The organism is Shewanella oncorhynchi (assembly GCF_030848765.1).
Classification (GTDB): Bacteria; Pseudomonadota; Gammaproteobacteria; order Enterobacterales; family Shewanellaceae; genus Shewanella; species Shewanella oncorhynchi.
The window spans coordinates 1,127,261-1,146,807 of sequence record NZ_CP132914.1; the positions used below are offsets into that span (position 1 = coordinate 1,127,261).

A 19,547-nucleotide genomic window follows, 5' to 3' on the forward strand; every position below is an offset into this window, starting at 1 on the left:
CTATGTTAGATGCTATTTGTGAACTCGAAACAGAGGATCATTTAATTGCGAGAACGACTTATAGTGTTTTTAAGTTTCAACAATTACCCGATGAGGATATCGAGCGTTTGCGGCAATGGTTAATTTGCCCTGCCTGCGGTGGTAAAGCATATTTCCGTAAAGCCTCAAAAGACGGTAAAGCCGCTTGTTTTGGCTCGCGATATCACCAAGCCGATTGCATTGAATTTAAACCTTCGGCACAAAAGTCCCGTGAGGAGCAAGATGCCATTGAAGTGCAGCAACAGCTGGTGGACGCCGATGCTTTAATGATCGATTTTAGCCGTAAACCTCGTCGCCATACGCCTGCAAACAAAGTTTCGACAACACAGGCATTAAGCAGCAAGACTGAGCCAACGCCTAAATTGTCCTCTATGCCTGAGTCATCGAAAGCGTCTGTTGCATCGTCAGTGGATGATCGGATACAAGAGTCGAAAACAGGCTACCAAGTTAACACCGCTGAACATACCACTGAAAAACGAGTGCCCAGCCAAGGGCTCGAAAAGTTACTCCACAGTTTATTGCGCGGTACAGATTTGGCGAAATCGGATCTCTGGGTATACACAGACGCTGAGCGAAAATACCGTTGGCGGGCGAAGAACCTGTTTGTCAATTTTGCCGATGCGGACCCAAGCGACAATAAACCCCACATGTATTGGGGCACGATATCCCACACTGACCCGTCGATGAGTTGGCTTAACCCCGCCGACAGCAAAGATATCGGCATTCCTATCGATGGGATAAAACAGCCATTATTAGCGCAATTTGAAATAGAAGATAAACGCTGCTTTGAAGGTGCTGGTTTGATTTTATTTGGTAAATGTTTTTGGAATAAAGAAAAGACCCGCAAAATTATTCAGCTATGGAATAACGATTTGCAGCGGATTTTTATCTCAAAGTTGGAAGATTAATTGGCTTTGGGGGAGAGAAACTAAAAAGAGGGGAGAAAAGGGGCGATTCCCGACGCACAAAAGCGTTACAGCAAAAGTCCCTATCTATATCACGCTGATGAAAGCGCTTACTTGCCGCAGCACTTCTTGAATTTTTGACCGCTACCACACACGCAAGGCTCGTTACGATTCGGTTTTTTCTCGAAAGTCGTGGTCTTAGGCTTATTTAATAAACCTTCTAATTCAACAATATCTTCAGCGACGTCGGCATTGACTTCGATATTGGCGAACAGCTGGTGTTCGGCAACAATCGCGGCAACTTCGAGTTTACGCGCTTCGTCGGCAACAATTAATTGTAATGGTAATGCTTCTGTACCCGGTTTAGCAGCACGCTTAGTGTTGTAGCCATAGCTTTCGTGCTTCGGCTTAGGGGTTTTACGACCCTTGAAGAAAAATTTGTCAGACATGAGTGGTTCCGTCGAGCAGTGTATGAAATTGACGATGCTTATACTATAAAACGCCGATTTTATAAATCGAACTCAGATCTTTTTTCGATAAATGCGCGTCTTTAACCCTTAAGCACCTCAAAATGGCCGAAACGGCACACTTATTTGGTCTCATCAAACTGATTTGTTGTGGGATCATTTAGTCGAGTTACTATTAACCTATGGGCTCTAAACTAAGTATCTACTACGTCATATCGCTAATATGCGATGGCTTTTTAATCTCAGCGGCAGTTAAATCAACTGCAATAGCCTAACTTGTTTGAAAAACCTTCAGTTAATGAGTTTTGCCATAAAAAGTACTTTACCTTTGGAAGTGCTTTTAGCATAATGCCCCACGTCAACAGGGGTGTAGTTCCAATTGGTAGAACAGCGGTCTCCAAAACCGATGGTTGCGGGTTCGAGTCCTGCCACCCCTGCCAAATAAAACAACGGCTTGCATAGAAATATGCGAGCCGTTTTCTTTTGCGTAGAATAAAACGTAGAAAATGATTTTACTCGGATTGAATAACTCGCCATTTTTTAACGCTACCAATTGCTGGTACTATTTCCATTTTTCTGTCGTAACCCTCCAACATAACTGCGGCTTGTAGGCTATTTACTGTCAATGCTTGTTCATCAAATAGGTTGTTGGCGAAGCCACTAATCCGTCAGTTTTTAGCCTGATAATCGACGCTAAAGCGAGTTACCACATAATCATCTGCAACTGTTATCGCCGTTATAAATCGAGCTGCCTGTGCTATCAAAGTCTTGGCTATGTTCGAAATAAGATAGGCCAATAAAGCCACGGTTATTTAAATCAAAACGGTATTTCTCCCATCTAAAATTTACCAATGTGTGACTGTTTGTGCCGTTACCTGTGTAAAAGTTTGCATTGAACCTTTGTCCGTCATGAACCCGCAGTACATTGATTAAGCCTATTAGCCGTCAGAAATGATTATTCCACGACACTTTATTTTTTGTTCATCTTTGGGATCTTAGTTCCAAAATCTAAGATTTAGTTTGAATTGAAGGTCATAACAGTACAATATAAGGACTATATTGAATGCATCTTAAGTGTGTTCATCATCGTTCTGCAACTCGGCTAACAACTATGCTAAATATTGATGATCCTACACAAACCGAATGTACTCACGCATTATGGCGCTTAGGCTTTAGACCTTTTTTCCTTGGGGGAGCCATATTAGCTGCGCTATATATCCCTTTGTGGCTATTAACTTGGTTTACTCCCCAATATAGCTTTTTCCCTTCATCCTTTTGGAGCAAGATATTGCCGCTATGGTGGCATCCACATGAAATGCTGTTCGGTTTCGCTATGGCAATTGTGTGTGGATTTTTGCTGACTGCCGTTCAAAATTGGACCAACCAACCCACATTAAAGGGATGGCCACTCGCATTGACCTTTAGCTGCTGGTTACTGGCACGATTATTACTCTTACTCCCAATACAAGTTCCGCTCATTTTGCCCGCCTTGTTTGATTCATTGTTCCTTGGTATGGCAAGCCTTACCCTATGGCGCTGCATTTATAAGGTGAAGCAATGGCGCAATATTGGTTTTCCGATCATGTTGTTTGCCGCACTCGTGATTAACAATGTCAGCTATTACGCTTTATTTGAACGCGATTTTATCCTTGCCAACCAGATCTGGCAGGCGATGTTATGGTGGTTAGCCTTACTTATCACCATAGTCGGTGGGCGTGTCATTCCATTCTTTACCGCGATGCGCATTAAGGCCACTAAAGCAGATCCCTTAACTTGGATTGAATACCCGCTGATCCTGACGATGATCTTGCTCGTCATTCAATCACTCATCCACCTTATACCTCTGGAAGTCGAGCGAGGCTTACTGCTCATTGCGGGGCTCTTGCAGCTGGTCCGATTTGCACGCTGGTTACCCCATAAAACACTGAAAGAACCTATGCTGTGGTCCTTGCATCTTGCCTATTTAATGTTGCCTCTTTGCCTGTTAGCCATGAGTTGGTATCTCGATAATGAATATGCCTATCGCAGTCTGCTTCACCTATTTGCTATTGGTTGTATGGCTACCCTGTGTCTTTCGATGATTTCCAGAGTGTCACTCGGGCACACAAGTCGAAATATTTATGAGGGCCCTAAGATGATCTTGGCATTTATTTGCCTACCGTTAGCGGCACTGCTCAGGGCGCTAATGCCCATCTGGTTTCCGGCCCACACCCAAGTCTGGTTATGGTTGGCTGGCAGTTGCTGGTTTATCGCATTTGCACTGTTTGTATGGCATTACTTGCCGATACTTTCTCGCCCCCGTATTGATGGGCGCCCAGGTTAATATTGATGTTAGGACAAAAGGATACAAAGTGAAAACTTATTTTAAAATAGTCACATTGCTAAAAATGATTTGCTTGCTCGCCATAACTATATGTACATCTGTAGCGGCTTCCGATACTAGCAATCAACAAAAATATCCTAACCAATATCAATCTTGGCAAGCCACCTCTGAACAAGTTGAACGCGAAGATATGCTCGCCAATTATCCCGCCAGCATCATACTCTGGGCAGGATCTTCCTATGCCAAAGAGTACCATAGCCCACGTGGGCACCATTTTGCCGTTGCTGATGTGACGCATACTTTACGTACAGGTGTCCCCCCTAAAGCAGGAGAGAAAGGATTATCCGCCAGTTGTTGGACCTGCAAGACACCGGATGCCCCTAGATTGATTGAACAACTAGGATTTGAAGGATACTCCGCTAAAAACTTTACTGATCTGGGCAAAGAGATCCAAAGCGTAGTGTATTGCAGTGATTGCCATGAATCTGGCACTAATAAGTTAACTTTACCTCGCCCCCATGCCCAAGAGGCTATGGCTAAAATTCACCTGCCATTCGATAAACAAGATACTAATATGCAAGGTGCGCAGGTATGTGGTCAGTGTCATGTCACTTACTATTTCCGTCCGGAAAAAAGTAATGTTGTTAATATTCCCTGGATTTTTGGCAGCACAGCCGACGATATTGAAAAATATTATGACACTCGCCGCTTCTTCGAATGGATCCATCCTCTTTCGAAAACGCCCATACTCAAAGCACGTCATCCTGAGTTTGAACACTGGAGTCGCAGTAAACATGCCGAAGTCGGTGTCACTTGCATTACCTGCCATATGCCTACCCAGCAGGATGCAAAAGGTGTTGAATTTACTAGCCATAAAGTTGATAAAGCCTTACCGCATTTTGATAACAGTTGCAGTGGCTGCCATAGCAGTAAAACCAAAATTGAAACCAAGCTAGCGGCCAATAAATTAACGATTGAGACCAAAGCTCGCGAAGTTGAAGCTCTGCTCGTCAAAGCCCACTATGAAGCCAAAGCGGCATGGGATGCAGGTGCTAAATGGGAGAATATGAATGAGCCAATTATGGCGATACGACACAGTCAGTGGCGCTGGGACTTTGCCATGTCCTCACATGGTTTGTATGCACATAATCCACAAGAAGGTAAGCAGCTTTTAGATAAAGCCATCGAACAAGCGAACGAAGCACGTCATCTGCTCGCTGGAATATTGAAGCAACTTAACGTGACTCAAGTTACTTATCCAGATATCAGTACTAAGGAAAAGGCCCATCAAGCGATAGGGTTAGTTGAATCGGATTTAATCAAAGAAAAACAAAAGTTTATTGAAGAGGATGTTAATAAAAACTGGCACCCTGTCGCAAAATATGGTTACTAGTTTATTAACGGGTAGCTGATAATTTGAGGGATTTTAAAGCTCAAAAGCGAGAGGAAGCTCGAGTATTTATGCTTTGATTCAGTGAGCGTTATGCCAACAAGGCTTGGTCGGTTCTACAGTAATGCTCATCTTCTTTGCACGAGCAATAACTGCAGTCGAAATGATTCATGTCATTTCGGCTGCAGTACATAACTCATTGAGATATTGGTCTGTAACGACAAATTAATCACTATAATCTGTGTCAGACATCTGTAATTCAGTTTTTTAATGCATAGAAATCCGATCTTACTTTGAGGCAAGTGATTGATGAAATTCTATTATCTTGGTTGGCTGCCAAACTGATTGGTTTCGGTGCGAAACTAAAACCAGTGTACAACTCTGTTCGCAAATAGCCTTGGCTACACGCTTTTCTGTCTCTTCATCCAATGCCGAGGTGGCCTCATCCATTATCAGAATCGGCGCATTTTTGATAAGCGCGCGTGCTAAGGCAAGCCTTTGGCGTTCCCCTCCCGATAACCCTGCGCCTTGCAAGCCGACTTCTTGGTAAATGCCCTGTTCTGATCTATCTAATACTTCATCCAGTGCCACTTGACGTGCCGCTTTATCTACGGCTTGATCGTCGGCATCAGGGTTACCAATACGAATGTTACTGGCAATGGTGCCGGTAAAGATGAGTGGATCCTGCGGCACATAGGCGAAAAAGCGGGCAAGTTCAGCAGCGGGGACTGACGTGAGTGGCACCTTGCCCAAAGTGATCAAGCCTAGGGTGGGATCATCAAAGCGCATCAATAACTTAAGTAAGCTGGTTTTACCTGAACCGCTCGGGCCGCCAATCAGCACGCGTTCACCTGATTCGATAGTGGCATTGATATTTTGCACCGCAGGGGGAAATGTTACGTTATTCAATTCGATTGTATGATTGTTCGGTGTCTTTTGCTGCGCTTGGCTTGGCTCTTTGAGCGTTGGCGCATGAGTCGCTTGTCGATAGTGTTTAATAGCCGCTAGCTGATCATTAATGCTTATTGCCGCCACGGCGAGAGTCTCAAGTGGCGCCGCCGCGCGCATGGTCAACATCAAAACAGCGAGCAGCATTGTCGTATTGTTTATACCGGATAGCACCAGATAGAGTGCCATGCCTGCAATAGGTAAAAAGCTGGCGATAGCCGACAGTAATGTTGCTATAGCAGCGGCGCGATTAGTTCGTTCTAATGCGATTTCTTGTGTTTGCCAGTTTTGCTCTAACCGTGTTGTTGCGCCGCTATATCCTGCTGCTGTACGCAGTAACTCTAAGTGGTCGATCAGTTCAAGGGTTGACTGATCTGCTGCCAATTCAGTGTTGTTTCGGTCCATATCTGCGCGGGCAAGGGCTCGTTGCGCCATACTCTGAATCACAAATGACACGAGCAACAAGCTAGCCAACATCAGTACCAGTGGTATGCCACCGATCAATCCTATGCCAAAGGTAATGCAGAGCGGAATAAGCGGTGCATGAATAAATACCTGAAATTGATGTGCCGGAATACTCATAAAGCCAGGAATACTCCGAGAGACAGTTTCTATGAGTAGTGTCCTGACACTCGGTGTAAACCAAGATAGTTTAGCTTGTTGCATGGTCGTGCCTAATGCACTGTAGAGCGCATTGGCCAGCCTTGCGCCAGCCCAAAAACCTGAACGCGAAGCCAGTATTGTGGTGAGTATGGTTATTGTGGCAATCGATAGCACTTTTTGCGGTGATTGCTGCTCAATAATGGCTAAAGCCAGTTGAATGTAGCATGCCGCTTCCAATATGGCCGTCACAGCCCAACCGCAGGCAACAGGTATTAAGTGCTTTATGGCTGCGTAATCTTGGGGACGATTTATCATTGGCCTTCTCCTTCCCTGTGATGATGCTTGAGTGTGAGTTTGTCATCCGCCAGCTCGGCAAGCGTTAAGTCATGGGTGACCATCACAATCGTTTTGTGGTTTGTTTTTGCGTGATGGCGTAGCGCTGTGAACACGTTAAATGCCGTTTCGCTGTCTAGGGCCGATGTGGGTTCATCAAGCAATATCACCCTAGCGGGTGAAAGAAACACACGGGCAAGATTAACCCGTTGTATTTCACCGCCAGAGAGCGCGCTTGCATGAGTATTTAAGGGTTTATCCAATTGCGCGCAGTGTAATGCTGCTAAGTAATCTTCATCCGTGGCATCAGGTGCGGTGAGCGCGAGATTGTCGGCGATGGAGGTTGCCAGTAGTCCCGCACTTTGTGGTAATAGCATGATCGCGCGATTAATCGAGGCTTCATCCATCTCTTTGAGTGCCATACCAGCGAGTCGAATATCTCCGGCATTTAGCTGCTCCATGCCAGCTAATAAGCGCAGTAATGTGGATTTGCCAACACCACTGATCCCTGTAACTGCCGTGACTCTGCCAGATCTAAATTGATAGTTAATGGGCACTGTTTTACTGCTTGTAGACATTGAAGGCACGACATCGGTGAGAGTGAGCGGCATAGGTGTATTAAGCTCAATATTGCCGTTACCAACAGGAACTCTCGATTGCTCAAGAAAATCCGTTAGCCGCTGAGCGGCAGCGCGGCCCGTGGCGAGATAATCAAGCCCATGCCCGAGCTTTAGGGCTGGCGTGACTATGGCCAGACTGAAGAACAAGGCGGCAGCAAGGTTTTCTGGGGGCCATTCATACCCGATGGCATAGACAATGGCAAAAGTACAGACAGCCTGCAGTAGTGATGTGGCCACGGCGACTGAAGTGGATACCTTGCTTACCCGCTCAAGAATATCCCCAATAAAATGTGTCGTTGCCTTTTGGTAATCGGCCATAGTACCAGTTTGTACGCCATAAATGCGAAATACAGGCGCACCACGGGCGTAGTCATCTACTGCTGCAGTGATATTTCCCATCACATTGACTCGTGCTTCCCCCTGTTTTGCTGCAAGCCTTGGGATCACCACCAAATAGAAAAGTGCGGCGGCTAGGCCTGGGATAAGGGCAAGTAATGCCACTAAGCCCGCGCTTAAGATCAGCAAACCGATAGTGATGGCAGGGACAATGATAAAGGTCGCTAGCTCAGAGGGTAAATGCGCGATCATATGATGCAATGACGCTATGTCATCGACCATTAATCGCTTTAACTTTTCGCCCTTATATTTTACCAAGGTGCTTGGTGGCAACCTAACAAGATGCGCTGCAATATGACGCCTTAATCTTCCAGAAAATTGCGCCTCAGCATTGTGGTTAACCCAAGATGCGCCAGCTGATAGCAGCGCTGACACGACCCCAAATATGAGCGCCCCCGCTAACCATAGCGAATGATGGCCTGCAATAAGTTGAATCATGCACCAGAGTGCACCTAGTGTCGTCACGCCAGCACCTGCCGCTAGCAGCATTCCGAAAGTGAGTGCGGGAATCGCCGGACGTAGGGTAAAGGCTAATGTTGAAGTGGGACTGAAAAGTCGCTGCATTTTAATGCTCACCTAAAAAATCGAAGTGGAACAGGCTGGGCTTCGGTCTGGAAAGTGTGATTAACACAAGGCCAATGAAGCGATGAAGTCTTGATATTGCAGAGTAAAAAATAGTCTGAGTGCCAGAGTTTATGGGTAAATGAACATCCACGAGCCAAATTCCTTGTTTCATAAAAATTGAACCGCCATGAGATGGCGACCATATTAAGCGGTCACTTTTATTTATCAACACAGTGTTGATAAATGTTTTGAACGGCGATAATATAATTGATAACTATTCTCATTGGCAACAAATCTTTCGTATAAGGAGTTATTACATATGCCCCGATTTGGTAAGTTTTACCCACAATCAAAGTGGGTTATCGGTTCTCTTGCGCTGGGGCTTAGCGCTATTTCCGGCTCAACTATTGCTGACAGTGGAACTGCTCCAGATAAGCAATCCAAGCAACAAGATGCAGCGGGAAATATTGAAGTCATCACAGTTTACGGTCAGAAAATCGAGCGCACGCTGAAAGAAACGGCTAGCTCAGTGACAGTGATCACTGAAGAACAGTTGAGGAAAAATGCCGACCAATCAACGATTTCTGAAATTCTCGGCGGTACGCCAAACTTAATTTATGCCGGAAATACCGATGCGCCCATTATCCGCGGTACGGATACTAAAGGGCCTGTTGCAGCGGGTAATGCCTACTTATCTAAGCCTGTGCCGGGTGCAACTATCAGTGTGGATGGTAAATATCTGAGCCCCGCAGAACTGGATTTAGGCGCCGCAGGCGTGTGGGATGTGTCGTCTATTGAAGTCTACCGTGGTCCGCAAACGACCAGTCAAGGAGCCAACAGTATTGCTGGCGCTGTAGTTATCCATACCCATAACCCCACTTATACGCCAGAATTTGCAGCGCAAGCACTTTATGGCAGTCGGGATAAGAAGCGCTTTTCGGTCATGGCGTCCGGTGCGCTAAGTAGTGACTTTGCCGCAAGAATTAGCGCAGATTACAGCGCTAGAGATACCTTTGTTGATTACGTTAACCCAGAATTTACTGCCCATGATTTGGATTTTGAGTTTAAAAACCAAAATCTACGGGCGAAGTTACTATGGGAACCCGAAAAATTCAGTAACTTTTCCACCATGCTGACTTATTCCTCCACTGAGGCTAAACGTCCCAGAAACGAGGTGGTATCAGAACCCTATGATGACTTAGAAAATCGTTCAATTTTTCAGGACAATCAAGAAGTCAGCAATCATGTTGGAATTTTTGATCTTGAATATGTGTTCGACAATGGGATGAAGTTGCATAACCAACTGCAGTATTCAGAAGGGCAGTTTGATTATCGCTTCGCAGCACCTTATCAAGGGATTGCAAAACGAGATAATGAAAACTTTTCGAATGATATAAGGCTGAACTTTGGTGACAAGAGTTCAGAGTTTAGTGGGGTTGCCGGTGTCTTCTACTGGGATGATAAAACCAACAACAAGCTGAACAACGTATTTGGTAATGCCGACGCAGACCTGAGACATACCAGTTTTGCCCCCTACGGTGAAGTCATATGGCGCTTCTCACCCAAGTGGGCATTCACCAGCGCTCTTCGTTATCAGTCTGATGAAATTAGCCACGATGGTATTGCCAGCTACATCCCAGGTGTGCGCCATCAATATGAAGAGACGTTTACGGCTTTGTTACCTAAGGTTGCCCTGTCCTATGATCTGACAGATAACGTCTTAATCGGCGCTATGATCAGTGAAGGTAACATTCCTGGGGGCACAGGTATTAACTTCCGCGGCGGCGAATATTATACCTTTGATGCCGAATCGGCATGGAACTATGAACTTTTTACCCGTATCGATCTGCTTGAACAACGCTTAATCATAAATAGCAATCTCTTCTACACCCGCTTTAAGGATTCACAACGTTCAGTTACTGACTACCTCGATGGACGTCCCTTTGGTTCTGTCATTATTAATGCCGATGAAGCGCAAAGCTATGGGATTGAATTAGATTGGAACTTTAAAGTTGCCGATAGTTTTAGCCTATATGGTGGGCTGGGTTTACTTGAAACTGAGATAAGTGAATTTAATGACTACCGTGGCGAGGAGTTTGTTGGCAACGAGTTTAGTAAAGCGCCGGGATATATGTTCAATATAGGGTTTGACTATTCAATTACAGACACTATCAAACTGAGCGGTGATGTGCGCCATACAGATGGATACTTTTCAACGGATACCAATGAGCCAGAGTTAAGAGTGGGATCTTACACTACGGTAAACCTGAATTCTTCCTATCAAATCAACCAATATTTTGAAGCCTTTGTTTATGCACGCAATTTGCTGGATGAACGTGCACCTGTGGCAAAAATGGCTGACAGAAGTACCGGAGGCGTGGATGCATATTTACTTGAACCTCGAGAAATAGGTGTAGGCGTCAGGGCGAAGTTTTAGCGGCTAGCTTCTACCCGCGGTATTGGCTATTGCCATGCAGCGGGTAGCAAGAGCGGTTAGAATGGCTTTTTTGCCTTGGAAACCTTATCGATATGACACAAGTACCGGATCAACCCACTCAAAAACGCCAGCGTGGTAGACCTAGCCGTATTTCCCGTGAGGCTATCGCCAGAGCTGCGTTGGAGATTGGGGTTGATCAAGCGACCATCCCAGCTATAGCGGCGCATTTAAAGGTCGATCATTCTTCCCTCTACCATCACGTAGCAGGTCGGAATGATGTTATCTCCATTGCCGCTGAGCTTGCAATTAATGAGCTGGACTGGCGAGCGCCAGTGGCCACAGATTGGCGGAGCGAATTGATCATATTGACCGATGCCATTTGGGCACTCTATGAGCGTCATCCTGGCCTCGCTGAGTCTATCCATCAGGCCAGTGTTACGCCGTCATCGGGTATACGTTCTTTTGCTGAATCGGTCGAAAAGCTGCAACAAAAAGGCTTCTCCCTCGATGAAGCAGTGCTGGCCGTTGATATCTTAGTTGACATGGTGGGGGAGTGCTTTTTGGGATGGTGGTCAACCACTAAACCAGAAGCCGATGGTCGGACACGTAAAGAGCGAATTATCGCAATTTGGGAAGATGAAGCCACCAAGCTCCCTGATAAAGCTGAGCAGATAAATGCGATGGTAGACATTATGAAGGTGGGCGCCCGCAAATGGTGGGAGCGAAAACGTGACTTAGTGTTAGCGGGTATTGCCGTTACCCATGCCCAAAAGGCAGGGGGATCTGATAAGGCTCAAACATAGCGCGTCGATATGAAAACCTCATAGCGGCTGCAGATTAGTACAAGATTTATTGCGTATAGGAAGTATCAGTTTGTGAAGGTGGTTTATGCACTGACGTGCTTTTTTGTGCTTTGTTTTGCCTCATTGCTGCTAGGCGCAAAGTATGCATCTGTGGCGCAGATGCTGACGTTCTCGGATGATGTCTGGTTGGTGTTATCTGCGAGTCGTCTGCCGCGGCTCTTTGCCTTGATTTGCTCAGGTGTAGGGCTTGCAGTCTGTGGCGTGATATTGCAGCAGATTGTGCAAAACAAGTTTGTTGAACCTGCTACTTGTGGCGGGCTTGATGCCGCCAAACTAGGCATATTAATTTCAATTATTCATGCCCCAAGTATGGGGGTTACCGCCAGAATGTTGGGGGCTTTGGTTTTTTGCCTGCTTGCGAGTTTAGCCTTTATTCTGATTATTCGTGGTATTCGGTATAAGAGTCCGGTGCTCATTCCAATTATTGGGATTATGTTTGGCAGTGTACTCAGTGCGATAGCGGAACTTTATGCTTATCAAAACAATATGATGCAGAGTATGCAGGGATGGATGCTGGGTGATTTTTCAAAAATCGTGCAGGGTAACTACGAAATCATCTATCTGATCCTTCCCGTAGTCATACTGACCTACCTTTATGCACAGCGCTTTACCATTGTAGGAATGGGCGAAGGCTTAGCTACCACACTAGGCCTGAGTTATTTCAACCTAGTTATCTTAGGGTTAGTGCTGGTTTCCCTGACCATAGCGACCACAGTTATCACAGTCGGGAGCATTCCATTTATTGGTTTGATTATTCCTAATCTTGTCGCTATGCGTTACGGCGATAATTTAAAACGTACCTTGCCTATTATCGCCTTTGCTGGCGCAACACTACTGATTATCTGCGACTTACTTGGTCGGCTTGTTTTGTATCCCTTTGAAATTCCTATAGGTCTAACGGCAAGCTGTTTAGGTGGACTCATATTTTTAGTTATCGTTTGGAAAATCAAATGAAAGACAGTGCATGGCGTTTTTTGAGCTGGGGGCTGCCTATTATGTTGGCAGTCACATTTTTATTGATGGGCTCAGGCTTTGATTTTGACTATGTCATACCGAATCGATTGGTGCGTTTGGGCACTATTTGCCTTGGTGGTGTCTGTATTGCGTTTTCTTCGATACTGTTTCAGACCTTAGCCGGAAATCGCATTTTAACGCCATCTATCATGGGGTATGAAGGGGTTTACTTGATTTTGCAGGCTCTGTTGATCCTTATCTTAGGGACGGGCAGCAGTATTCTGATCACCGCTAACAGCAATTTCTTTGTCTCAGTCGTGGTGATGTTGCTTTACTCAACGGCGATTCACCGCTGGCTATTTAGTGGAGATCGACATGATGTGTTCTTCCTACTGCTTGTGGGCTTAGTGCTCACTGTGGTGTTAGGCAGTTTTACTCAGTTAATCCAATATTCTATCAGTCCCGGTGAGTTTTCTATTTTCCAGAGCTATAGCTTAGCGTCGTTCAACCGCGCTCAACCAGAGCAATTGCTTATCTCTCTAGTGCTTGTCAGTGCCGTGTGTATTGCCGCTTGGAGAGTGCGCGCTGTACTTGATGTATTACTGATGGGGCGGGAGCAAGCTATCTCTCTTGGTATTGATTATCAAAAAGTGGTGCGCCTGCTATTGGGTCTTATCGCGGTATTGGTCGCAATATCAACCAGTTTAGTGGGGCCGACTGCTTTTATGGGGATATTTGTCGCGAACATGGCCTATGCACTGGCAAGGCATCCGTCGCACTCATTTACTTTGATAACAGGATACGCCGTTGCTATCTCGGTTTTTCTGATCGCGCAAATGCTCGTTGAGCATCTGTTTAATTATCAAACCAGTGTTGGGCTGTTAATTAATCTATTTTGTGGCGCCTATTTCTTTGTCTTAATTCTTAAACCTCGGAGCGCAGTGTGATAACCGTCAATAACTTATATCAGTCTTATGGCGCGAAACCTGTGCTAAAAAATGTCACTGCACAATTTCCCGAACATCAGATGACTTCTCTCATCGGCCCTAACGGTGCCGGCAAAAGTACCTTACTGATGTCGATTGGTCGGTTACTGAATATCCAGCAGGGCGAGGTATTACTCAAAGGTACTGCTATCCACAATATTCCCTTGAAGGATTATGCCAAGCAAGTGGCAACCATGCGTCAGTTTAACAGCCTCAATTTACGCCTGACGGTCAGGGAGTTAGTGGCATTTGGTCGTTTTCCCTATAGCCAAGGGGCACTCACAAAGGAAGATCATTGCGCCATTGATGAAGCGCTGTCGTTTTTAGCTTTACAGTCATTAGCCAATGTATTTATTGATGAACTTAGTGGCGGACAACGCCAAATGGCTTTTCTGGCAATGGCGATTGCGCAGCAAACGGATTATTTATTGTTAGATGAACCGCTCAATAATTTGGATATGAAACATGCCGTTAGCATAATGCGGGCGCTTCGTCATCTGTGTGACGATTACAAACGAACGGTAGTGTTAGTGGTTCACGATATCAATTTTGCGGCTAACTACTCCGACTATATTGTCGGTATGAAGCAAGGCGTTGTGCACTGCGCTGGACCCGTTGAAGAGGTCGTCACAGCACAAAGGTTAAAAGCACTGTACGAACTGGATCTTGAGGTGCTGAAAACGAGTCAAGGAACTGTATGTAATTATTTCAACTTCAACTTACAAGGAGAATACAAGTGACGTCGAAATGTAGAAGTGGGACTAAAGTGGTAGCGATTCTGTTATTTAGCTCGGCTTTTTTGCTGGCCTGCGACAATAAAACCGAGTCATTACAGCCTGCATCATCGGATACGAGTGCTTCAACGGTTGAGTTGGAGTTTGCCCCGATAGAGGTAGAGCATAAGTTGGGCACTACTGTTATTACAAAACGGCCAGTACGCGTTGCGGCCCTAGATATGAATGAAGTCGACTATCTCGAACAGTTGGGTGTTCCGATTGTCGGTATGCCAAAGGATTTTGTTCCTTACTACCTGAAAGACTACAGCAACAATAGTGATATCGTTGATTTAGGTGCTATCGTTCAACCCAATATGGAACGTATTTATGCACTTAAACCCGATTTGGTGCTGATGTCATCCGTTCAAGCTAGTCATTATCAAGCGCTTTCCAATTTGGCACCAACCATTCATTTGGATATTGATTATCAAGACAGCAGCAGCGATTACTTTGATATAGTCACAAAACACTTATTGATGCTGGGTAAATTATTCGATAAGCAAACCTTGGCAAAACATAAAGTGGATGAACTGGAAACTAAGATCCAAGCCGCCAGAATGGTGATTAAGGACAGGCCTGAAAAAGCCTTGGTGGTGCTACATAATAACGGCGCTTTTCGATTTTTAGGTATTCGTTCTCGCTATGGGTTTATTTACAGCGCGCTAGGGGTGAAACCCGCTAGCCTTTCAGAGCAGATGGGATTGCACGGTCAACCTGTATCAAGCGAGTTTATTCTTGAAAACAATCCCGACATCATTTACGTGGTTGACAGAACCGCAGTGATGGAGCGAAGCCCCGTATTGGATAAACAATCTATTGATAATCCTCTTTTGCGTGAAACTAACGCTTGGAAGACGGGGAACATTATTTTTGTGGATCCCGAGGCTTGGTATATAACTGGGGCGGGCATAACATCCCTTAATATTATGATTGATGATGTGTTAAAGGGTTATGTAAAGTAGATGGCTGCAAATAGTCTATGGACGGCATAGCTAATGACTCATGAGATAAGTTACCTCTTGTAACATTTAAGCCCTACGGCTTAGGTAAATCGGTTTGCAACTTTAGTAGTGCTTAACATACAATCGCCTGCCAAATTATCTGAGGAAGTAGGGTTTGAATAGTGTGATACAAACAAGACGCACCCTAGCGATATGGCTTGCTGCCATATTGGTGCTATTGTCTGTTGCCATTGCTGTTCACAGTGTTTCCCATGCTAGTGAAGACTCTAAGGCCAATTGTTCGCTGTGCTTACATCAGCACCAGTTGCAACATGCGCTAACCAGTACCCCCTTTCATTTTCAACTCGCTCAGCAGGGTTATATCTCGGTTGAGTTTCAGGCCGTTTCCTTTAAGCGACCTTTTAGTCGTTTCTTCAATAGTCGTGCTCCGCCCATAACAGCATAAGTTACTGTTTATTCAATTTATCTTAATTAACTTTGAGCGCCTTGGCTTAGCTAAGGCGCCGATGCTGTTTATTTTCGGAGTGAAAATGACTTCTTTTTATGTCCCTAAGCGCACTGCGCTGTTGCTGGGCGCCTTGTTTGTGCTCAATCCTATTTCAATGTTGTTGGCCGCAGAAAGCAGTCAATCGAGTTCACAAGCTATTGATACTGTGAGTGACGCAGTGCTTGACACTGACATTGAACGTTTAAGTATCCACTATCGCCAAGCCTATCGTGGCAATGTGTCCTCAACTGAACTTCCCCAAGCGATCAGTGTGTTAGACGAGCAATTGATAAAAGATGCGGGGCTGACGCGGTTTCAAGATGTACTGGACTATTCCGCGAGTGTGGCGCGGCAAAACAATGGCGGCGGTTTATGGGATAGTTTTTCCCTACGCGGCTTTCCGGGCAACGAAAACATGCCATCGGGGTATTTAATCAATGGCTTTAATGGTGGCCGAGGTTTTAGTGGTCATAGAGATTTATCAAACGTTGCCTATGTCGAGATTTTAAAAGGCCCAGGTTCGGCACTTTATGGCCGCTCGGAGCCCGGTGGCACAGTTAATATCGTCACTAAGAAACCCCAATATGAAACCAGTGGTTATTTAAAAGCATCGGCTGGGAGTTTCGACCAATATCGGTTAGAAGGTGATGTGACCTCAGGTTTAACCGATAACTTGGCATTTCGGATTAATGGCGCTTGGCAGGAACACGATAGTTTTCGTGATTATGTGTTTAGCGATAAAAAAATCGTTACGCCGTCTGTGCGTTGGCAGATTTCCGAAAAAGCTTCCTTGCTGTATGAAATGGAATACCTCAAGCAGGAACAGCTATTCGATCGCGGCATTATTGTGCTCAATAACGATATTAATACCGTACCCCGCTCGCGTTATTTAGGTGAGCCTAATGATGGCGCAACGGAGGTGAATGCCACAGGGCATCAGCTGACCTATGACTATGAATTAAATGATGATTGGTCATTAACTGCTGGCTATAACTACCGAGACTCTAGCTTGAAGGGGTATTCGTCTGATGCCGAGTTAGCAAAGGGTCGACAATCGCTATTTGATGATGGTCGCACGCTTACCCGGCAGCACAGATACCGAGATTATGCCTCCGAGGATAATTCACTGCGCCTAGAGTTAAGTGGTCATGTGGATACGGGTTTTATTCGCCACAATTTGCTGCTCGGTGCTGACGCCTATCACTACAGTTTAAAGACAGGATTGTATCGCTATCGCGGCAAAAAGGGCGAATATGCCATTGATATTTATGAGCCTCAATATGGTGGGCCTCAGCCTGAGGTGAGTTTGTTGTATGAGAATAACGAAACCCAAAAGGCGTGGGGCACATACCTGCAAGATCAAATGGATCTCACTGAAAAGTGGAAGCTGCATCTTGGGTTGAGGTTCGATAGTTATCAGCAAGATATCAGTGAAGTCGCGAAAGATACTCTGTCAGAGCAAACCGATAGTCGAGTCAGCCCCAAGGTGGGTCTGGTGTATTTATGGTCCGATGCCTTAAGTTTCTATAGCTCTTATTCTGAAGGCTTTTTACCGCTTTCTGGAACCGACTTTGCGGGTAAGCCCTTCGAAGCGGAAGAGAGTCAGTCGGTTGAACTGGGGATGAAGTTTAATGGTACTTGGTTAAACGATCTTCCTATAAACGGTAGTTTAGCCGTGTTCGATGCCCAAAAGAGCAATATCTTGACCTCAGATCCTATCAATGTTGGTTTTTCTGCCACCTTAGGTAAAGCTAAAAGTAGCGGGGTTGAACTCGATTTAGCCGCCGAACTGACGGAGGATTTACAAGCAAAATTATCCTATGCCTATCTTAATACCCGTACCGCCAATGACAGTTTGAATCCTGATTGGGGCGTGCTCATTCCTGCAGGCAGTCCACTGGTTAATGTGCCAAAGCATACCGCGAGCGTGATTCTGAAACAGGATTTGAATAGGCTTTCTATTGATGGTCATCTAGGGCTTAGCTGGCGTTATGTGGATTCGCGCCTCGGTGATTCTGCCGATCCGAGTTTTCAATTGCCTTCTTATCAGTTAGTTGGGTTGTTTATGAACACCCACTTAAGCGACAACTTAAGCCTTGGAGTGAATCTGGATAACTTACTGGATGAACATTACATCGCGAGTAGCTATTCCGCTCTTTGGGCCGTGCCGGGTGAACCACGTAGCATTAAAGTGAGTGTCAGCTATGAATTCTAATATCAGTGCTAACCCAGCGTTATCTTCAGGTTTTGCCGAGCAAGAACTGGGTCGTTCTATTGGCCGCACCCGGATCAATAGTATCGATATGATGCGCGGCGCCGTGATGCTTATCATGTTACTCGACCATGTGCGGGAGCGGTTTTTCTTTCACATGCAGGTGAGCGATCCTATGGATTTGAGTTCGACCTCTTGGGGGCTTTTTGTGAGTCGCTTTGCCGCCCATTTTTGTGCGCCAGTCTTTGTGTTTTTAACTGGGGTTTCTGCATGGCTTTATGCCAATCGTAGCCATGGCGAGCCACGTTCAGCACGTATGTTTTTGATTAAACGCGGGCTGTTTTTAATCGCGCTGGAAATTTTAGTGATTAACTTCTCTAACCTCTCTTGGATGGTCAGCTATTACACCCTCTGGTTACAGGTGATTTGGGTGATTGGCCTGAGTATGTTAGCGCTCGCTGCGATGATAAACCTGCCTAGACCTTGGATGGCCCTTTTAGGATTTGCGATTGTTTTTGGCCATAATCTGTTGACGCCAATTGGTTTTCAGCCCAGTGAGTGGGCTTACGGTCTGTGGACCATATTGCACGACCGCGGTTATCTCGTCAGCGAAGGTGCGCTTAGGGTTAAGGTGAGTTATCCCGTGCTGCCTTGGATTGGGGTGATTTTACTGGGTTATGCTGTAGGGCCACTTTTTAGTAATAAGCCGAACGGAAGCCATCTTGATACATCGGCTCGCCAGCAAAAGCTGTTGTTTTTAGGGATCAGCTGTTGGGTACTTTTTGCGGTGCTACGTGGGTTTAACCTTTATGGCGAAACCTTGCCTTGGCTGTCGGGGGCACATTTGGGTGAAACCTTGATGTCGGTATTCAATTTAACGAAATACCCGCCATCACTAAGCTTTTTACTGGTGACCTTAGGCGGCATGTTCTTTTGCTTAGTGGCCTTTGAGCGGTATTTTGCATCAAGTGGGAAAGTGGGTGGGAGATTCGCGCGAGTGGGCCATGGGTTGTCTGTGTTTGGCTCAGTCCCTATGTTCTTCTATATCTTACATTTGTACGTGCTGTTACTGCTTTATACTTTAGCGAAATTCATCTTTGGCGCAAACCATGGTGAGTACTTTGGCGTGAGCAATATAGGATGGGTTTGGTTCATTGCGGGCGTGTTAGCCATCGCGTTGTATTATCCCGTTAAGCGATTTAGCGAGTATAAAAAACACAGCACTCAGGCTTGGATTAAGTACCTCTAATCTATTTTGCGTGATCAAGCTTTAAAGGCAAAA

At 45.5% G+C, this 19,547-nt stretch carries 15 protein-coding genes and 1 tRNA gene; 13 read left to right on the top strand and 3 right to left on the bottom strand.

Going from position 1 to position 19,547, the window contains the following annotated elements; translation table 11 throughout:
* Nucleotides 1–2: 2 nt before the first annotated feature.
* Nucleotides 3–947 (top strand): hypothetical protein, encoded by a 945-nt coding sequence (locus tag RA178_RS05065; protein WP_306684815.1) that lies wholly within the window; start codon nt 3–5, stop codon nt 945–947.
* 107 nt (nt 948–1,054) lie between these two features.
* Here RA178_RS05065 and RA178_RS05070 read toward each other — a convergent pair whose 3' ends face one another.
* Nucleotides 1,055–1,393 (bottom strand): PBPRA1643 family SWIM/SEC-C metal-binding motif protein, encoded by a 339-nt coding sequence (locus RA178_RS05070; protein WP_028761503.1) that lies wholly within the window; start codon nt 1,391–1,393, stop codon nt 1,055–1,057.
* A gap of 381 nt (nt 1,394–1,774) precedes the next feature.
* On the opposite strand from RA178_RS05070, the gene RA178_RS05075 reads away from it, so the two are divergent.
* The 3 genes from RA178_RS05075 to RA178_RS05085 all read left to right on the top strand — a co-directional run bounded on the left by RA178_RS05075 (nt 1,775) and on the right by RA178_RS05085 (nt 5,127).
* Nucleotides 1,775–1,851: transfer RNA gene (locus RA178_RS05075), tRNA-Trp, on the top strand.
* 671 nt (nt 1,852–2,522) lie between these two features.
* A complete protein-coding gene (locus RA178_RS05080; RefSeq protein ID WP_306684818.1) occupies nt 2,523–3,734 on the top strand; it encodes an NnrS family protein in 1,212 nt (403 codons plus the stop codon).
* Nucleotides 3,718–5,127, top strand: a complete 1,410-nt coding sequence (locus tag RA178_RS05085) for an ammonia-forming cytochrome c nitrite reductase subunit c552 (protein WP_306685395.1) — start codon at nt 3,718–3,720, stop codon at nt 5,125–5,127. Before RA178_RS05080 ends, RA178_RS05085 begins: the two co-directional genes overlap by 17 nt.
* Nucleotides 5,128–5,412: 285 nt before the next feature.
* Here the strand turns inward: RA178_RS05085 and RA178_RS05090 are convergent, their stop codons facing one another.
* Together RA178_RS05090 and RA178_RS05095 are read right to left on the bottom strand one after the other, a co-directional pair.
* Entirely contained in the window at nt 5,413–6,990 is a 1,578-nt protein-coding gene (locus RA178_RS05090) for an ATP-binding cassette domain-containing protein (protein WP_306684819.1), read from the bottom strand.
* Complete coding sequence (locus RA178_RS05095) at nt 6,987–8,588, bottom strand: ATP-binding cassette domain-containing protein (protein ID WP_306684821.1); 1,602 nt, start codon at nt 8,586–8,588, stop codon at nt 6,987–6,989. Before RA178_RS05095 ends, RA178_RS05090 begins: the two co-directional genes overlap by 4 nt.
* A 319-nt stretch (nt 8,589–8,907) precedes the next feature.
* Here RA178_RS05095 and RA178_RS05100 point away from each other — a divergent pair, with 319 nt between their 5' ends.
* From RA178_RS05100 to RA178_RS05140, 9 genes are all read left to right on the top strand, one after another.
* Entirely contained in the window at nt 8,908–11,025 is a 2,118-nt protein-coding gene (locus tag RA178_RS05100) for a TonB-dependent receptor (protein WP_306684822.1), read from the top strand.
* A gap of 92 nt (nt 11,026–11,117) precedes the next feature.
* Nucleotides 11,118–11,828, top strand: coding sequence for a TetR/AcrR family transcriptional regulator (locus RA178_RS05105; RefSeq protein ID WP_306684824.1), 711 nt, complete (start codon nt 11,118–11,120; stop codon nt 11,826–11,828).
* A 105-nt stretch (nt 11,829–11,933) separates the two neighbouring features.
* Nucleotides 11,934–12,842 carry an ABC transporter permease gene (locus RA178_RS05110; RefSeq protein ID WP_306685397.1) on the top strand — a complete coding sequence of 303 codons (909 nt, stop codon included), beginning with the start codon at nt 11,934–11,936 and terminating at the stop codon, nt 12,840–12,842.
* The gene (locus RA178_RS05115) at nt 12,839–13,789 is read left to right on the top strand and encodes an iron chelate uptake ABC transporter family permease subunit (protein WP_306684826.1); all 951 of its coding nucleotides are present in this window, start codon (nt 12,839–12,841) and stop codon (nt 13,787–13,789) included. Before RA178_RS05110 ends, RA178_RS05115 begins: the two co-directional genes overlap by 4 nt.
* The gene (locus tag RA178_RS05120; protein ID WP_263172687.1) at nt 13,786–14,568 is read left to right on the top strand and encodes an iron ABC transporter ATP-binding protein; all 783 of its coding nucleotides are present in this window, start codon (nt 13,786–13,788) and stop codon (nt 14,566–14,568) included. The genes RA178_RS05115 and RA178_RS05120 overlap by 4 nt, the downstream gene beginning before the upstream one ends.
* Nucleotides 14,565–15,566: a siderophore ABC transporter substrate-binding protein gene (locus RA178_RS05125; RefSeq protein WP_306684828.1), complete on the top strand. Its 1,002-nt coding sequence runs from the start codon at nt 14,565–14,567 to the stop codon at nt 15,564–15,566. The genes RA178_RS05120 and RA178_RS05125 overlap by 4 nt, the downstream gene beginning before the upstream one ends.
* Before the next feature lie 154 nt (nt 15,567–15,720).
* Nucleotides 15,721–16,011 carry a DUF2607 family protein gene (locus RA178_RS05130; protein WP_028761491.1) on the top strand — a complete coding sequence of 97 codons (291 nt, stop codon included), beginning with the start codon at nt 15,721–15,723 and terminating at the stop codon, nt 16,009–16,011.
* Nucleotides 16,012–16,096: 85 nt separating this feature from the next.
* A complete protein-coding gene (locus RA178_RS05135; protein WP_306684830.1) occupies nt 16,097–18,268 on the top strand; it encodes a TonB-dependent siderophore receptor in 2,172 nt (723 codons plus the stop codon).
* Nucleotides 18,258–19,514, top strand: a complete 1,257-nt coding sequence (locus tag RA178_RS05140; RefSeq protein ID WP_306684832.1) for an acetyltransferase domain-containing protein — start codon at nt 18,258–18,260, stop codon at nt 19,512–19,514. The genes RA178_RS05135 and RA178_RS05140 overlap by 11 nt, the downstream gene beginning before the upstream one ends.
* Nucleotides 19,515–19,547: the final 33 nt, after the last annotated feature.

Bases quoted from the DNA above. Each gene is read 5' to 3' on its own strand.
- RA178_RS05140 (WP_306684832.1), top strand. From the start codon at position 18,258: ATGAATTCTAATATCAGTGCTAACCCAGCGTTATCTTCAGGTTTTGCC.
- RA178_RS05090 (WP_306684819.1), bottom strand. From the start codon at position 6,990: ATGATAAATCGTCCCCAAGATTACGCAGCCATAAAGCACTTAATACCT.
- RA178_RS05095 (WP_306684821.1), bottom strand. From the start codon at position 8,588: ATGCAGCGACTTTTCAGTCCCACTTCAACATTAGCCTTTACCCTACGT.
- RA178_RS05085 (WP_306685395.1), top strand. From the start codon at position 3,718: ATGGGCGCCCAGGTTAATATTGATGTTAGGACAAAAGGATACAAAGTG.
- RA178_RS05115 (WP_306684826.1), top strand. From the start codon at position 12,839: ATGAAAGACAGTGCATGGCGTTTTTTGAGCTGGGGGCTGCCTATTATG.
- RA178_RS05100 (WP_306684822.1), top strand. From the start codon at position 8,908: ATGCCCCGATTTGGTAAGTTTTACCCACAATCAAAGTGGGTTATCGGT.
- RA178_RS05065 (WP_306684815.1), top strand. From the start codon at position 3: ATGTTAGATGCTATTTGTGAACTCGAAACAGAGGATCATTTAATTGCG.
- RA178_RS05135 (WP_306684830.1), top strand. From the start codon at position 16,097: ATGACTTCTTTTTATGTCCCTAAGCGCACTGCGCTGTTGCTGGGCGCC.
- RA178_RS05070 (WP_028761503.1), bottom strand. From the start codon at position 1,393: ATGTCTGACAAATTTTTCTTCAAGGGTCGTAAAACCCCTAAGCCGAAG.
- RA178_RS05105 (WP_306684824.1), top strand. From the start codon at position 11,118: ATGACACAAGTACCGGATCAACCCACTCAAAAACGCCAGCGTGGTAGA.
- RA178_RS05080 (WP_306684818.1), top strand. From the start codon at position 2,523: ATGCTAAATATTGATGATCCTACACAAACCGAATGTACTCACGCATTA.